Genomic DNA, 13,708 nt, shown 5'->3' on the forward strand with positions numbered 1-13,708 from the left:
TATTAGGTATCTCTGACTAATTATACTCAATATCCAATGTGGTTATTGCTAATTAGCGAGCTGACTATCATATCATGTTTTAATACGCTGTCAACTTCTTTTTTTAATTTGTTTCAATAAGTTAGCTCGTTAATTACGGATGATTAATCACCCTTCTTATTAACTGCTTCCCTTAATGAGGTGCGTATTATAGACGCTTTTTTTACCAAGTCAAGAAGTATTTTTTATTTAGTTTTAACTTTTTTTCTTACTATGAAGAATGGGGTTAAATCTAAACTAGCTGCTTTATCTCCCATAGATGTGATCTATGTTTCTTAATGCAGCTCCCTTCCGACTGGGTGGCATTATACGTGGTTTTAATGTGGGGTCAAGGGGTTATTCTGAGAGTTTATCAAATCAGTTTGATAGACGCCAAATACTAACGCCATTTCAATAAGTTAAGTGTGAAAAAGAATGCTAACTATTTATGAGAGCGGGTGCTTACTGAGTGTTTACTTCGATTAACGTCACTTTTCTCTTCACGCTAGGGACTTTTTATAGACGCTTTCTAGCTATATAAGAGGTTCTAAAGCAGTAAATCCTACAATCATTACCTTATAGCTTACCTATCTTTTTAAAGAAGTCTTTATAGGCCGCGACTTTTTTGTCTAACGCTAAGGGATAAGCGCGTGAAGTAGACGGCAGTCTGTACAAAGTTAAATCGTTAACGTCGGCTGTTTGGCTATTGTCTGCATTTTGCCATTGATAAGGATAATCCATACTTTGGTTGGTCTTGGGATGCTTTGATTTGGCAATTGGCTCATCTAATAGTCCGAGCAACACTTCAGTCGCTTTACCACCTGTGGTAAATAATGTATTTACCTTTGGTACTTGCGGCAAGATGTTGTCCAAATCTACCGTCGTTACGACGGTTAAGTTTTTATCAGAGGCATTACCCGTCTCCCGAATGGCTTGCTTGACAGTAGGACACGAGGCGATGCCACGTTCAAACATAAAATTACGAATACGGTCAGGGTCAAAACGCTTCTCATCGCCTACTCTAAAATAGTCAGCATCGTCAAAAAACACGCGCCCATAGATACGCCACATATCATTATAAAAGTTAGGATAATGAAAAGACATCGCCCACTTATCAGCAGTTGGTGGAAACGTACCCATCATCATTACGGTGGCATTTGGTGGCAGCACCGGCGCAAACGGATGAGTCTCTACTGCGGCGGCTCTTGTTTCGGACAATATTAGGAGGTTATCTGCCTGACTTGCCTTGTTTTGGTCAGTGTCTGGTCGTGTAGTCATGATATTCTTCATCAGAAAAGTGGTTTTTTTGTTATCATAGCAGGCCTAAATACTACTTCACTTTAAATAGCGCTATATAGTAAAACATAGTCCGCTTAAAACGTGGTCGGCCTAGTTCAGAAAATAATGCTTTATTTCGTCTAAATCGCCGTGGCTTTCATAACGGTTATGTACGCTAACATGATAATTTCGTGAAAAAATACCGTTGCAAAAGCATTCGATGTATTTAGCGAGCTTGATATTACAGCGTTCATCTTACTATTTATGTGCTTAATATAAGGTTAAAGTGCAGTAAGTGTTTGTATCTTTTATACTAATAGCAACCGCAGTAACTGCGCAAGCGTCAGCCCAAAAATCAAGAGAGTTCTTATGAGTGACTTAAACAACGGTTTAAAAATTACGGTAATCGATCATCCACTAGTCCGTCATAAACTCAGCCTAATGCGCGAAAAAGATTGTAGTACTTATAAATTTCGGACGTTGACCAAAGAGCTTGCCCGCTTGATGGCGTATGAAGCGAGCCGTGATTTTGAAATTGAAACCTTCCCAATGCAAGGCTGGTGTGGTGAAATCACTGGGGAGCAAATTATCGGGAAAACAGCGACCATCGTACCGATTTTACGTGCAGGCATTGGCATGCTTGACGGGGTGCTTGATTTGATCCCTACCGCAAAAATCTCTGTCGTGGGTCTACAACGTGACGAAGAAACACTACAGCCCGTGCCTTTCTTTGAAAAGTTTGTGAGCCACATGGACAAACGTCCAGCCCTTATCATCGACCCAATGCTTGCGACGGGCGGCTCCATGGTTGCGACCATCGAGATGCTCAAGAAAAATGGCTGTACTAACATTAAAGCCTTGGTGTTAGTTGCTGCCCCTGAAGGCGTACGTTTGGTGAATGAAGCGCATCCTGACGTGACCATTTACACCGCCGCGCTAGACAGTCATTTAGATGAGCACGGGTATATCATTCCAGGTCTTGGTGATGCGGGTGATAAAATCTTTGGTAAGCAGTTATCAAACAGATAACGTTAGGCCATTTAGCCTAAAGCCGCGACGTTAACGGCCACGTGTGACTCAGATAAGATAAGATAAGATAATAAGATAAGTCGAGCAGTCGCCAAAATCTCATGGTAGAAGCACACAGCATCAATGATAAGGAGAGGTAATGAACGTACTTATTACAGGAGCAAGCGCCGGTTTTGGTAAAGCACTGGCTGAGCGTTTGGTCGCAAATGGTCATCGCGTCATTGGTTGTGCCCGGCGCTTAGACAAACTTAACGAGTTGGCTGACACCTTAGGCGAGGCGTTTTTACCTGTGGTCATGGACGTTAGTGACACAGCCTCCCTCCCATCAATCATTGCTGACTTGCCTGACGGCTTTAAGCAAATCGATGTGTTGGTCAATAATGCAGGGCTGGCACTTGGTACAGAGCCGGCTCATAAAGCCAATCTTGATGACTGGATGCGTATGACTGATACCAACGTTAAAGGTTTGATGGCGCTGACCCATGCCGTCTTGCCAGCGATGGTGGCACGTGACAGTGGCTATATTATTAATGTTGGTTCGATTGCGGGTAGCTGGCCTTACTATGGCGGTAACGTCTACGGTGCAACCAAAGCCTTTGTAAAGCAATTTAGCTTAAACTTGCGTGCAGATCTGCTTGGTACACAAGTACGCGTGACCAATCTTGAGCCAGGTAATGTCGCTGGTACGGAGTTTTCCAACGTGCGCTATCATGGCGATGATGATAAAGCCGCACAGGTGTATGATGGTTTTGAAACCATGACAGGCGACGACATCGGCGATATTTTATTGTGGCTGATTGAGTCGCCTGCCCACATTAATGTCAACCGTTTGGAGGTGATGCCAGTGGCGCAAACCTACAATGGTTTGACGATTGCCAAGCAAGACTCTTAGACTCTAATATCGTCTATAGTCAGTTAAAAATAAAAGCGTGAGGCAACACAAGCGTTCTGCTGGTATAAATTGTTCTTGCTTTCTGTGCTGTTATAGACACAGGCTTCGAACCATTCATCCCAACAATCCCTTAGCGTTTTTAAATCGAACCGACTGTCTCACTTTGTCTGATCAACGTAAATCGTAAAACCGAAGCAATATGGAGTGATCTATATTGCTTTTTTTTATGCCTTCAATGTTTAGCTCATTGACCAAACGCAAATCCTGAAAGTCTAAAATCAGTACTTCATTGCGCAAGCGCTCGCTAGTGCGTTTATTGTGGCGGATTGGGAATCCTAAGACTTGTTTGCCGACAATCTTTACCTGATTGACAATAGTCCTTGAATGATTCATTGTTGCTTTTTCAGCTGTTTTCTGCGCGTTTATTACGGCAGTGGCAGGGTTGACGGTGGTGGTTAAAACCTTGGTTTGCCGAACGCTTTTGGGTAAATTACCTGCAAAAAATAATGTCTGCTCTAGCGGCAAATACTGCGCGTGACGTGCTAACTCTTGGCGAAATAATGCAGGCATATCACTGTTAAAGCTGTCTTCTGCTTGCTGATAAAACGCCGTAAAGTTGCGATGGAGATAACGTCCAAATACGGTGCTATTAATCCATTCTTGATACGTGTCATTGGCTAGCAACTGCTGGGTAAAGGCGTGGGCATCTGGGGTAATATCTGCTGTAAGCATTGCGGTTAAGAGGGTTTGTGGATTCGTAAACGTCTGCTGCTGCCAAACTTGTGGATAAAGACTGCTATCGAGCAGCGGTAATATCGTCTTACTCATACGCTGATATCCTTATTGGCTGACAAATGAAATCTCATCACACATCACACATCACAGTGGCAATTTTTACCGTTAGACAGATTTTATGCTATGGTCATCATGATTGTCTTAATATAACAGTCTTTTATTTGGGTGTGGAAGCTAAGAGTGTTTGATAAGAACAAAGTATGTAACCGATGCACTTTACAGCAACACCAGCAAAAACGACTTATAAACCTGCCCTTTTTATCCTGAACTGATTGTGCCACTCTATGAAAAAAAACCTTCTTTCTCTACCGGTTCACTATCAATTACAGACGCTAAAGGTTGCACTGGCGGATGGTACACTGCTGCCAGTAACGGTCATTGGCAATGGCAAACCCGTCATGATGCTACATGCGTATGGGATGGATGCGCGTGAGTTTTTGCCGTTTATTTTGCCGCTCACTGGTAAGTATGCGTTTTATCTACCGCACTTGCGAGGGTTCGGAGCGGCAAAAGATATCGAACTTCATCAGTTTGATTTTGTGCGTCAGTACGCCGATGATATTAACACCGTGATTGAGCAAATTTGTGTGACTTGCCACATAGAGTCACTACCAGTCGCTGCTATCTCAATGGGTGCGCTCGTGATGTGGGCGTATTTTGAGCGTTTTGGCTTGTCACGAGTCAGTCGCTATTTGAATATCGATCAGAGCCCTGCTATTCATAATCAATTGGACTGGCAAGGTGGACTGTTTGGAAAACAGCAACAAGAGAGGTTTGAGGTCTTTCATGAGGTGGTAGACCTGACACTGCCGTATGCTAAGCTCGATAGCTTTACGCACTTGCCTTTTGCTCTCAAACGGCGCGTCACAGATGTCGAACGTTCGTTTTCCCTACTGTCAGTAAACCGTCCGCGCTCAAAGGCCATTGTGCACATACTGACCCATCAACAAGATCACAAGTTGGTGTTTTATGACCACAGCACGTGGCAACATAAGATGCGCTGCCTACAAGCCTATTTGGCGCTACCCTATGATTTTCGGCCCGCTCTAGAAGACGTGACTATTCCAGTGGTCAATCTTATCGGTGGTCGCTCCAAGCTATATGACCCCTTATGGCAGCAAAAAATCACACGGATGCTTCCCAATGCTCGCGAAGTTATATTGCCGCGCTCAGGTCATGCTGTGCCGGTGGATGAGCCAATTGGCTTTTATAAGGTATTAAAAGCGTTTTTGCGAGAGTAGTTTTGAATCTGAATAAAAAAAGCGACTCCAAAAGTCGCTTTTTATTTGTTTCATGTGCTATCGAAATAGTTAAGAAAACGTTTAAACTTAATCAGCCAACGCTTTAATCAGTTCAAATCGTGGTATCTCTTTACCCTCTACCGATACCGTTTCAGTAAACATCGCAAGCGGTCTGACCCAAACGCCATACTCTCCGTACAGACAACGATAAACGACCAATGTTTCTTCGGTCTCTGAATGCTGCGCGGTGTGCAACACTTGATATAGGCTGCCTTTATAGTGGCGGTAAATGCCTGGGATTACGGTTGGTTTTGTCATTATTACACTCTAATTTTGTATGTTTTCAAATAGCCTATAAGTAAGGTCGGCGATTCATGCCGACCTCCTTTTTGTTCTGTATATTAAATACTATATTAACCTACTGTCACTTTTGCATACGCCTTTTTGCCTGCTTGAATCACAACCGTCTGACCTGAGCTTAAGCTAAAGCCAGCATTGACCTCTTCGCCATCGACTTTTACCGCATTGCGCTTTAACATATCTTTTGCCGCAGCACTATTCTTAGCCAAACCAGCTTGGTTTAATATCTGGGTAATAAATAACTCACTTTGAGCTTCATCTAAGGTTAATGTCACTTCTGGTAAATCCACTGGCAGCTCACCATCGGCAAGCACATTACCGGCTGATTTGTGGGCGTTGGCAGCCGCGTCAGCATCATGGAAGCGCTCGATTAACTCTTCGGCCAAAATACGTTTGATTTCTTGAGGATTGCGCCCCTCTTCCATCTCGCTCATGAGACTTTCGACGTCTTCCATGGGTTTAAAACTTAAAAACTCAAAGTAACGACGGATCAAAGTATCTGGCATTGACAGAATCTTTTGGTACATTGTGCCCGGCGCATCGTAAATGGCGACATAGTTGCCGAGTGATTTAGACATTTTATTCACGCCGTCCAATCCCTCTAAAATAGGCACGGTGATACAAACTTGTGACTCTTGGCCGTAACGTCCTTGCAGGGTACGTCCCATTAACAGATTAAAGGTTTGGTCTGTACCGCCAAGCTCAACATCGGCTTTTAGAGCGATAGAATCATAGCCTTGCACCAGTGGGTAGAGAAACTCATGGATAGAGATCGGCGTTTGCGAGGCATAGCGTTTAGAAAAATCATCACGCTCAAGCATCCGCGACACCGTTTGCTGACTGGCCAACTGAATCATGTCGGCTGCGGTCATGTCGTTAAACCACTCAGAGTTAAAGACCACACGGGTTTTGTCTTTATCCAAGATTTTAAACACTTGCTCGGCATAGGTGGCCGCATTGGCCTTGATTTGCTCGTTGGTCAATGGCGGACGCGTGCTGTTCTTACCAGAAGGATCGCCAATCTTGGCGGTATAATCGCCAATTAAAAAATAAATCTCATGACCCAAATCTTGAAAGTGTTTGAGCTTATTAATCAAAACCGTGTGTCCTAAATGCAAGTCAGGGGCTGTGGGATCAAAACCTGCTTTGATACGCAACGGACGATTTAGTTTAAGCTTGGCGACTAAATCTTCTTCAGATAGGATTTCTTGCGTCCCGCGCTGGATAAGAGCAAGCTGTTCTTCTAGGGTGTAGGTTTGAGTGGTCATGATGATCTCTTTATTGTCTTTATCGAAGGGTAAAAGCACGTGGGCTATTTAAAATCTCGCAGCCGTCAAAAAATGTTAGAATTTGGCAGATATACTAGCGTTTTTTAAGGTAAATTGCCATGACCAACCCTGCATCGATTGCTGATACTCCTCATAATACTCATACAGATTTAAGTTTAAATAGGGCGTTAGACAATCATCCAGACGATATTGATGACTTAAATTACGCCAACCTGAGCGAAGCACTCGAACAAACCGTGTTTGAAAACTTCGATGAGGGCTTGTATATCGGTATGATGTCAGGGACGAGCTTAGATGGGATGGATGCCGTGCTCTGTCAGTTTAATAATGACATGAGTCACGAAAAAGATACCGAGCAACCCATGCGGTTGCTGGCGACATATAGCCAAGACTTCCCGCCACGACTGCGTGAAGTATTATTGGCGCTCTGCCAGCCCAATGGTGTAAATCAGTTAACTCCAGCAGCGGATGAACCAAACAGCGAGCTGGACTGGTTTGGCTGGGCAAGTCGTGAGTACGCTGAATTTGCCAGCGACGTGGTCAATGCCTTGTTGCAGCAAGCAGGTACAGAGGTAGAAGCTGTTTTAGCGATTGGCTGTCATGGACAGACGGTACGTCATCGTCCACAGATGGGCTTTAGCTTGCAGTTGGTCGATGCCAATATTATCGCTGAACGTACTGGTATCAGTGTCGTCAGTGATTTTCGCCGCCGTGATATGGCGGTCGGTGGCCAAGGTGCGCCATTGGTACCCGCTTTTCATCAAGCGCTCTTTGCCACCCTTAATAGCACTCGGGTGTTGTTAAATTTGGGCGGTATTGCCAATATAACGGTGCTGCCTTCGACTGCTAATGACACAGCAAGTGATCATCCGTCAAAGAGTGTGGTTGGTTATGACACCGGCCCTGCCAATTTGTTATTAGACGCGTGGACAGCATTGCACACCGATAAAGATTATGATGACGGCGGCACATGGGCACAGTCAGGACAAGTCGTCGAGCCGCTGCTTAATCAGCTTCTAGAACATCCATTTTTTGCTCGTCCTTATCCGAAAAGCACGGGCCGTGAAGACTTTAACCTAACATGGTTACAAAATGAGCTACAAAAATTCGATCAAGCGTCTGTGTATGTGCGTTACTCGTCAGCGGACGTGCAAGCCACTTTGACCGAGCTCACCGCCGTCAGTGCGAGCGCACAAATCAAACCATTTTTAAATAAAGATGGAGAAGCATCTGGTGCCGTCTATGTGTGCGGTGGCGGTGCGCTTAATCACTATCTAATCAAGCGTTTGCAAGCGCATCTGCCGCATTGCACAGTAGAAACCACGGCAAGTTTAGGCCTTGAGCCAACGTGGGTGGAAGCGGTCGCATTTGCCTGGTTAGCACGGCAAACACTGATGGGTGGCACAGGTAACTTGCCAGCGGTCACTGGGGCAAATAAAGGCGTGGTATTGGGGCAAGTTTGTTTTGCCTGACCAGTTAATTTAAGTTTACATGCGTAAACTAATGTGTTTTATAATGGTTGCCAAGATACTGGGATAACGCTATAAATAGTGTACGTTGTCGCCTTACCTATAATAGTAAAAGAAAAAATCATCCTCTTAGGACCATCAGTACAGGATATATCGCATGAGCCAACACAGCAGTTCACCTAACGCGCAAGCTACCAATCCTACTGCCGCAGCCCCTGCGCATAACACGCGTCATAAGCCACCACACTACGAGCGCTCTGATGATATGCGAGTCGTGGTGACAGGGATGGGCGCTATCACACCACTTGGCCTAGACGTTGATAGCTCATGGACCAGCCTACTGAATGGCGACAGCGGTATCGCGCCGATTACGCATTTTGATGCGACAGACTATCGTGCTCAAATTGCAGGCGTCGTCAAAGACTTCGACGCCAAGCAATACATGAATGCCAAAGATGCTCGCCGCTATGATGATTTCATACATTATGGTATTGCGGCTTCTGCCATGGCGTTAAAAAATGCTGGTTTTATCGATGAAGTGAGTGCTGCTGACGCCCCTGTGCCCGATGCCGATCAGGAACGTTTTGGTATCATCTTAGGGTCAGGTATTGGTGGCATTCAGACCATTGAAAACAGTCGCGACACCCTGCGTGAAAAAGGCGCTACCAAGGTCTCGCCTTTTATCATTCCAGGCTCTATTGTCAACATGGCCGCAGGCTTGGTAGCCATTAAACACGCTTTAAAAGGCCCTAATCTTGCCACATCGACTGCCTGTACCACCGCCACCCACGCTATGGGTTTGGCAGCCCGTTTGATTGCCTACGGCGATGCTGATGTCATGCTGGCTGGTGGTAGTGAAAAAGGCTCAAGCCCACTTGGCATGGCAGGTTTTGGGGCCATGCATGCCCTCTCAACCCGCAACGATGAGCCAACCAAAGCGTCACGTCCTTTTGACAAAGACCGCGACGGTTTTGTACTTGGTGATGGTGCAGGTGTGGTGGTATTAGAGAGTCTCGCCCATGCCAAAGCGCGCGGTGCGACAATACTGGCAGAACTGGTCGGATTTGGTATGAGTGATGATGCCAGCCACATTACTGCACCGCCCGAAGATGGTAGCGGCGCGGCTCGAGCGATGCGCAATGCATTAAATGATGCGGGTATCGACCCTTCTGCGGTTGGTTATGTGAACGCCCATGGCACCAGTACCCCTGCAGGCGATGTCGCCGAATCGATAGCCATTGAAACGGTATTTGCGCCAGTGAAAGACAGCATATTGGTCAGCTCAACCAAATCAATGACGGGACACTTACTTGGTGCCGCTGGTGGTATTGAAGCCATATTTACGGTACTTGCCCTACAGCATCAGCAGGTACCACCCACCATCAATTTGGATAATGTTGAAGACAACTGTAACCTCGACTATGTGGCCCACCACGCGCGTAAAGTTGATAATTTGCAATACGCTGTATCCAATAGCTTCGGCTTTGGTGGTACCAATGGCTCATTGATATTTGCTCGTTGGCCTGTCAATCACTAACCTATAGTCGAATCACTTTAAAAGAGGTACAAAGCGATTGGAATGAATTTTGCGCAGCCTCTGTATTAGCAGCAAGCAAGGAAAATTTATACCAGTCGCCTGTGGCTACTGATGTATCGATTTTATTTTGAACTGCCTATATAAAATTTGCAGCGCGTGACGTTGTAACGTTGGTGTCAGATTTGCTACGTTTGTCCACTTGCAGCCCCTTATCGTACTTGCGTATGATAAGGGGTAATTTTTGGAACATTTATGGAAGATATCATGTCAAGCTACTCGTTTTCCCACCAGTTTTATCAGCGCTGGACGTGTGCGCCTGAACCTATTCGCGCCGCCATCACTCAAGAGCTAAAAGACATCACCACCCTACTACAAAATGAGACGTCTTTTGAAAGCTTCGTTTTTAACACGCATGATTTAGACGCGCATGTCGATGAGCTCTATGACAACCACGAGGCCGAGCAAGCGATTGTTAAAGCCATCACTGATAAACAAAATCAAGAACGTGCTGCTGCTGAAAAACAACGATTAGAAGAAGAACAAAAAAGACAGGCGACAGAAGAGGCCAAGCAAAAAGAAGCAGCCAAACTAAAAGAAGAAACCAAACAACGTGACACAGCAGAAGCCGCACAAAAAGAAGCTAAAAAAAGCGCGCCGCTAGTAACGAATAAGGACAATCATAATGCATCAGAAGCAGACGTTGATGCAAATGAGGCCAATAAAGTAACAGTAACGGCTGAGAGTAACGATCCGGACACCAGCAAAAGTACATTTGCTAAAAATAGCGCTAACCACAAAACCATTAGCGAACGTGCTGACGCTGTTAACGATAGCGCTATCAACAATGACAATGATACCCGCGATAACCACCTCAAAGCTATTCATGGTACAGCCAGTGCAGCGATCAGCTTGGCCATAAAAGACACGACATTGAGCACCGCCCATCAAGAATTAATCCGCGAGCTAGAAGGGCAGATTGATGACTATCTCAGTGAGCAGATGATGCTGATGTCTGAGAACCTAAAGTCTTGGCTACGGGCGGAATTGACTCAACACTTAGATGAACAAGGGGCGTCAGTCTCTAATGAAGAAGTCGCTAAGAAAAACGTACACTAAATATTAGCGCGTTGTTAATATCACAGACCCCTCTAAAAAACGATCAAAACTCTAGAAACTCTAAAATAAATACCAAAAAGCCCCATCCATCAATGAACGGGGCTTTTTTATGCTCAATTAACAGAGCGTCACGCTGTCTTAGATCGCTTTGGTACGCTCGGTTAACCACTCAAGCGCCGCGCCATCAACGCGATCTTTTAGCTCTGCATAAACTTGGCTATGATAGTCGTTTAGCCAATCAATCTCTACTTGATCGAGTAATGAGGGCTCAATCAAACGCGTGTCAATTGGACAGTAAGTGATGGTTTCAAAGTGTAAGAAATCACCAAACTCTGTCTCAGTAGGATTGGCCACTGGCGTATTGATGACCAAGTTTTCGATACGAATGCCCCACTTGCCTTCACGGTATAAACCTGGCTCATTGCTTGAAATCATACCTGCTTTCATGGCGCGCTCTTTTGGCGTACTGGCACTATAAGCAATGACTTGTGGGCCTTCATGTACGTTTAAGAAATAGCCAACGCCGTGGCCCGTACCATGACCATAATCCATTTGGGCTTGCCATAATGGCGCTCGACAAATCGCATCGATTAACGGTGATAAGATACCATCAGGGAAATGGGCACGAGCTAAAGCAATGTGAGCCTTTAACACCGTGGTAAAGTCACGTTTGTGCGCTGCGTTCACTTGACCGATACCGACCACACGAGTGATGTCAGTGGTGCCGTTTTGATATTGGGCACCAGAGTCAATCAGCAATAACCCGCCTTCGCCTTCACTCACGTCAAGGTAGCTAAATTTTTCTGGCGTCGCGCGGTAATGTGGCAAGGCACCATTTTCATTAAAACCTGCGATGGTTGGAAAACTTGGCGACACATAGTGTGGTTGCTGACTGCGTACCTCGATGAGCATACTATCAACATCCAGCTCACTTAGACGCTCACCCGCATTCAGACGTTGCTCAAACGTGGCAAAAAACTCACATAGAGCCGCCCCATCTTGACGCATGGCCTCACGGACGTGATCGATGTCAGCGTCAGACTTAACCGACTTAAGCAAAGTGCTTGGTGCCATCTGCTCAATAAAGCCCACATCATCTGCCATTTTCGATAGTGTACCTACCGCCACTTTATTTGGGTCTAATAACAATAAGTCTTCTGGCGTCAATGTCCCTAACGCCTCTTGCACAGACTCATAAGCGGCAAGGGTGATACCGCTCTCTTGCAAACCTTTGGCAATCTCAGCGCTGACTTTATTGGTATCCACAAACAATGTCGCACTGTCTGCGCTAATGAGCATATGTGCCAAAAACACCGGATTATAATCAACATCGGCGCCGCGTAGATTGGTGAGCCAAGCGATGTCATCTAAGCTCGAAAGCAAGTGATGCGTCGCTTCTGCATCTGCCATACCATCGCGCACCGCGGCAAGTTTTGATGTGGCAGACTGCGCCACAAACTGCTCATCGTGTGCATACAGTTTGGCGGCTGGCAACGCTGGGCGCTCCGTCCACATGTCTGTCAGTACATCACGCTCAGTGATTAAAGTAATGTCATTTGCATCAAAAGCATTTAACAGACGATCTTGCTCAGCGATAGACAGCACATTGCCGTCCACTGCCACACTATCACCTTCTTGTAAGTGAGTCGCGAGCCAGTCGATATGATTTGGCTGACCGGGGGCAAGCTTCTCCAAACTGATACCCGTACCCTCTAGCTGGTCAGCGGCATGTACCCAATAACGGCTGTCCGTCCACAGACCCGCAAAGTCCGCTGTTACCACAAGCGTACCCACTGAACCTGTAAACCCTGACAACCAAAGACGTGCCTGCCAATACTCTGGTAAGTACTCAGACAAATGTGGATCGGCAGACGGCACGATAATCGCCGTTAGGTCTTGTGCGGTCAGAATCTGACGCAAGCTCTCGATACGTTCATGGATGATTTGTTTATTCATGGAGTGTGTCCTTATTGATATTGATTTTGGAAAAATAGGATTGTGAGGCGACTATGGTTAGTCGTCTTATTCGTGCGGTAAAATTAAATATAGACAATGAACATTCGAAAATACGCGTCAATAAATAAGCATTAATAAGTAGTCAGTAAAAATAGCCCAATCAGTTAGGACTGATATTCTGATCACAGACCTCATTAGATGTTTGGGCAAAACCTAGGCTTTCAATAGCCTGAAAGAAAACGCTCACCAAGTAAAACAATAAAACGTGTTACCAGTGATGGTAACACGTCTCATCATTCGTCATTGCCTTATGCAGGTTGCATTGTCAACGACTGACTAGAAATACTATTCGTTAACTGACTTGATCTGCATGCTCACTTTTTTTCAGCATATTATTGATAGGTTTGGCTAATGCCAATAACACGACCGCCGTCACCACCAAAAAGATGGTCATAGTCGTAAACAGCGTTGGTAAGCCTTCGATTTTATCGGCTGAAACATGACCACCAAAGAAAGCTGCAACCAAGTTACCCATAGCGATAGAAGCAAAGAAAAGCCCCATCATTGAACTGACCCCCAAAACTTGGACGGTTTAGTTTAACCCAAGGACTGAGTTCTGTACTGTACAGGGCTCAGTCCTTTTAGTTTCAATTGAATACGCTCATGGTTGTAATAATGAATGTACTCATGGATTTGTTGCTCTAACTGCTCAATGTTTTGAGGCTTCT

At 45.3% G+C, this 13,708-nt stretch carries 12 protein-coding genes and 1 pseudogene; 6 read left to right on the forward strand and 7 right to left on the reverse strand.

Annotation, left to right across the window (positions count from 1 at the left end; translation table 11 throughout):
- Positions 1-594: 594 nt before the first annotated feature.
- The gene (locus DVY93_RS11970; protein ID WP_230710977.1) at positions 595-1,296 is read right to left on the reverse strand and encodes a DNA glycosylase; all 702 of its coding nucleotides are present in this window, start codon (positions 1,294-1,296) and stop codon (positions 595-597) included.
- Positions 1,297-1,665: 369 nt separating this feature from the next.
- Between DVY93_RS11970 and upp the strand changes: the two genes are divergently transcribed.
- A complete protein-coding gene (gene upp / locus DVY93_RS11975) occupies positions 1,666-2,325 on the forward strand; it encodes a uracil phosphoribosyltransferase (protein ID WP_114701744.1) in 660 nt (219 codons plus the stop codon).
- A gap of 139 nt (positions 2,326-2,464) precedes the next feature.
- Complete coding sequence (locus DVY93_RS11980; protein ID WP_230710979.1) at positions 2,465-3,217, forward strand: SDR family NAD(P)-dependent oxidoreductase; 753 nt, start codon at positions 2,465-2,467, stop codon at positions 3,215-3,217.
- Positions 3,218-3,388: 171 nt separating this feature from the next.
- Here DVY93_RS11980 and DVY93_RS11985 read toward each other — a convergent pair whose 3' ends face one another.
- Positions 3,389-4,045, reverse strand: a complete 657-nt coding sequence (locus DVY93_RS11985) for a hypothetical protein (protein WP_230710981.1) — start codon at positions 4,043-4,045, stop codon at positions 3,389-3,391.
- A 251-nt stretch (positions 4,046-4,296) separates the two neighbouring features.
- Between DVY93_RS11985 and DVY93_RS11990 the strand changes: the two genes are divergently transcribed.
- Positions 4,297-5,253, forward strand: a complete 957-nt coding sequence (locus DVY93_RS11990; RefSeq protein WP_230710983.1) for an alpha/beta fold hydrolase — start codon at positions 4,297-4,299, stop codon at positions 5,251-5,253.
- 87 nt (positions 5,254-5,340) lie between these two features.
- Here the strand turns inward: DVY93_RS11990 and DVY93_RS11995 are convergent, their stop codons facing one another.
- Both DVY93_RS11995 and tyrS read right to left on the reverse strand, forming a co-directional pair.
- On the reverse strand, positions 5,341-5,571 hold the full coding sequence (locus tag DVY93_RS11995) for a DUF1653 domain-containing protein (protein WP_230710985.1): 231 nt from the start codon (positions 5,569-5,571) through the stop codon (positions 5,341-5,343).
- A gap of 95 nt (positions 5,572-5,666) precedes the next feature.
- Complete coding sequence (tyrS, locus tag DVY93_RS12000; RefSeq protein ID WP_198334463.1) at positions 5,667-6,881, reverse strand: tyrosine--tRNA ligase; 1,215 nt, start codon at positions 6,879-6,881, stop codon at positions 5,667-5,669.
- Between the two features lie 119 nt (positions 6,882-7,000).
- Between tyrS and DVY93_RS12005 the strand changes: the two genes are divergently transcribed.
- The 3 genes from DVY93_RS12005 (at position 7,001) to DVY93_RS12015 (ending at position 11,024) form a co-directional block, all read left to right on the forward strand.
- The gene (locus DVY93_RS12005; RefSeq protein ID WP_230710987.1) at positions 7,001-8,374 is read left to right on the forward strand and encodes an anhydro-N-acetylmuramic acid kinase; all 1,374 of its coding nucleotides are present in this window, start codon (positions 7,001-7,003) and stop codon (positions 8,372-8,374) included.
- A 154-nt stretch (positions 8,375-8,528) separates the two neighbouring features.
- Entirely contained in the window at positions 8,529-9,908 is a 1,380-nt protein-coding gene (fabF, locus tag DVY93_RS12010; RefSeq protein WP_193005513.1) for a beta-ketoacyl-ACP synthase II, read from the forward strand.
- 252 nt (positions 9,909-10,160) lie between these two features.
- Complete coding sequence (locus tag DVY93_RS12015) at positions 10,161-11,024, forward strand: hypothetical protein (RefSeq protein WP_230710989.1); 864 nt, start codon at positions 10,161-10,163, stop codon at positions 11,022-11,024.
- 138 nt (positions 11,025-11,162) lie between these two features.
- Here the strand turns inward: DVY93_RS12015 and DVY93_RS12020 are convergent, their stop codons facing one another.
- The 3 genes and pseudogenes from DVY93_RS12020 to DVY93_RS12030 form a co-directional block, all read right to left on the reverse strand.
- Positions 11,163-12,980, reverse strand: coding sequence for an aminopeptidase P family protein (locus tag DVY93_RS12020; RefSeq protein WP_230710991.1), 1,818 nt, complete (start codon positions 12,978-12,980; stop codon positions 11,163-11,165).
- A gap of 352 nt (positions 12,981-13,332) precedes the next feature.
- Positions 13,333-13,545: pseudogene (locus DVY93_RS12025) on the reverse strand (peptide MFS transporter); the annotation flags it as partial.
- 32 nt (positions 13,546-13,577) lie between these two features.
- The coding region (locus tag DVY93_RS12030; RefSeq protein WP_230710993.1) for an IS3 family transposase at positions 13,578-13,708 on the reverse strand (131 nt) is incomplete at its 5' end.

The sequence above is a fragment of the Psychrobacter sp. CCUG 69069 genome, from assembly GCF_021023115.1.
Lineage (GTDB): Bacteria > Pseudomonadota > Gammaproteobacteria > Pseudomonadales > Moraxellaceae > Psychrobacter > Psychrobacter namhaensis.

What these genes read in the sequence shown, in the direction of transcription:
- upp (WP_114701744.1), top strand. Translation starts at nt 1,666, where the DNA reads ATGAGTGACTTAAACAACGGTTTAAAAATTACGGTAATCGATCATCCA.
- DVY93_RS12020 (WP_230710991.1), bottom strand. Translation starts at nt 12,980, where the DNA reads ATGAATAAACAAATCATCCATGAACGTATCGAGAGCTTGCGTCAGATT.
- DVY93_RS12005 (WP_230710987.1), top strand. Translation starts at nt 7,001, where the DNA reads ATGACCAACCCTGCATCGATTGCTGATACTCCTCATAATACTCATACA.
- tyrS (WP_198334463.1), bottom strand. Translation starts at nt 6,881, where the DNA reads ATGACCACTCAAACCTACACCCTAGAAGAACAGCTTGCTCTTATCCAG.
- fabF (WP_193005513.1), top strand. Translation starts at nt 8,529, where the DNA reads ATGAGCCAACACAGCAGTTCACCTAACGCGCAAGCTACCAATCCTACT.
- DVY93_RS11980 (WP_230710979.1), top strand. Translation starts at nt 2,465, where the DNA reads ATGAACGTACTTATTACAGGAGCAAGCGCCGGTTTTGGTAAAGCACTG.
- DVY93_RS11990 (WP_230710983.1), top strand. Translation starts at nt 4,297, where the DNA reads ATGAAAAAAAACCTTCTTTCTCTACCGGTTCACTATCAATTACAGACG.
- DVY93_RS11995 (WP_230710985.1), bottom strand. Translation starts at nt 5,571, where the DNA reads ATGACAAAACCAACCGTAATCCCAGGCATTTACCGCCACTATAAAGGC.
- DVY93_RS11970 (WP_230710977.1), bottom strand. Translation starts at nt 1,296, where the DNA reads ATGACTACACGACCAGACACTGACCAAAACAAGGCAAGTCAGGCAGAT.
- DVY93_RS11985 (WP_230710981.1), bottom strand. Translation starts at nt 4,045, where the DNA reads ATGAGTAAGACGATATTACCGCTGCTCGATAGCAGTCTTTATCCACAA.
- DVY93_RS12015 (WP_230710989.1), top strand. Translation starts at nt 10,161, where the DNA reads ATGGAAGATATCATGTCAAGCTACTCGTTTTCCCACCAGTTTTATCAG.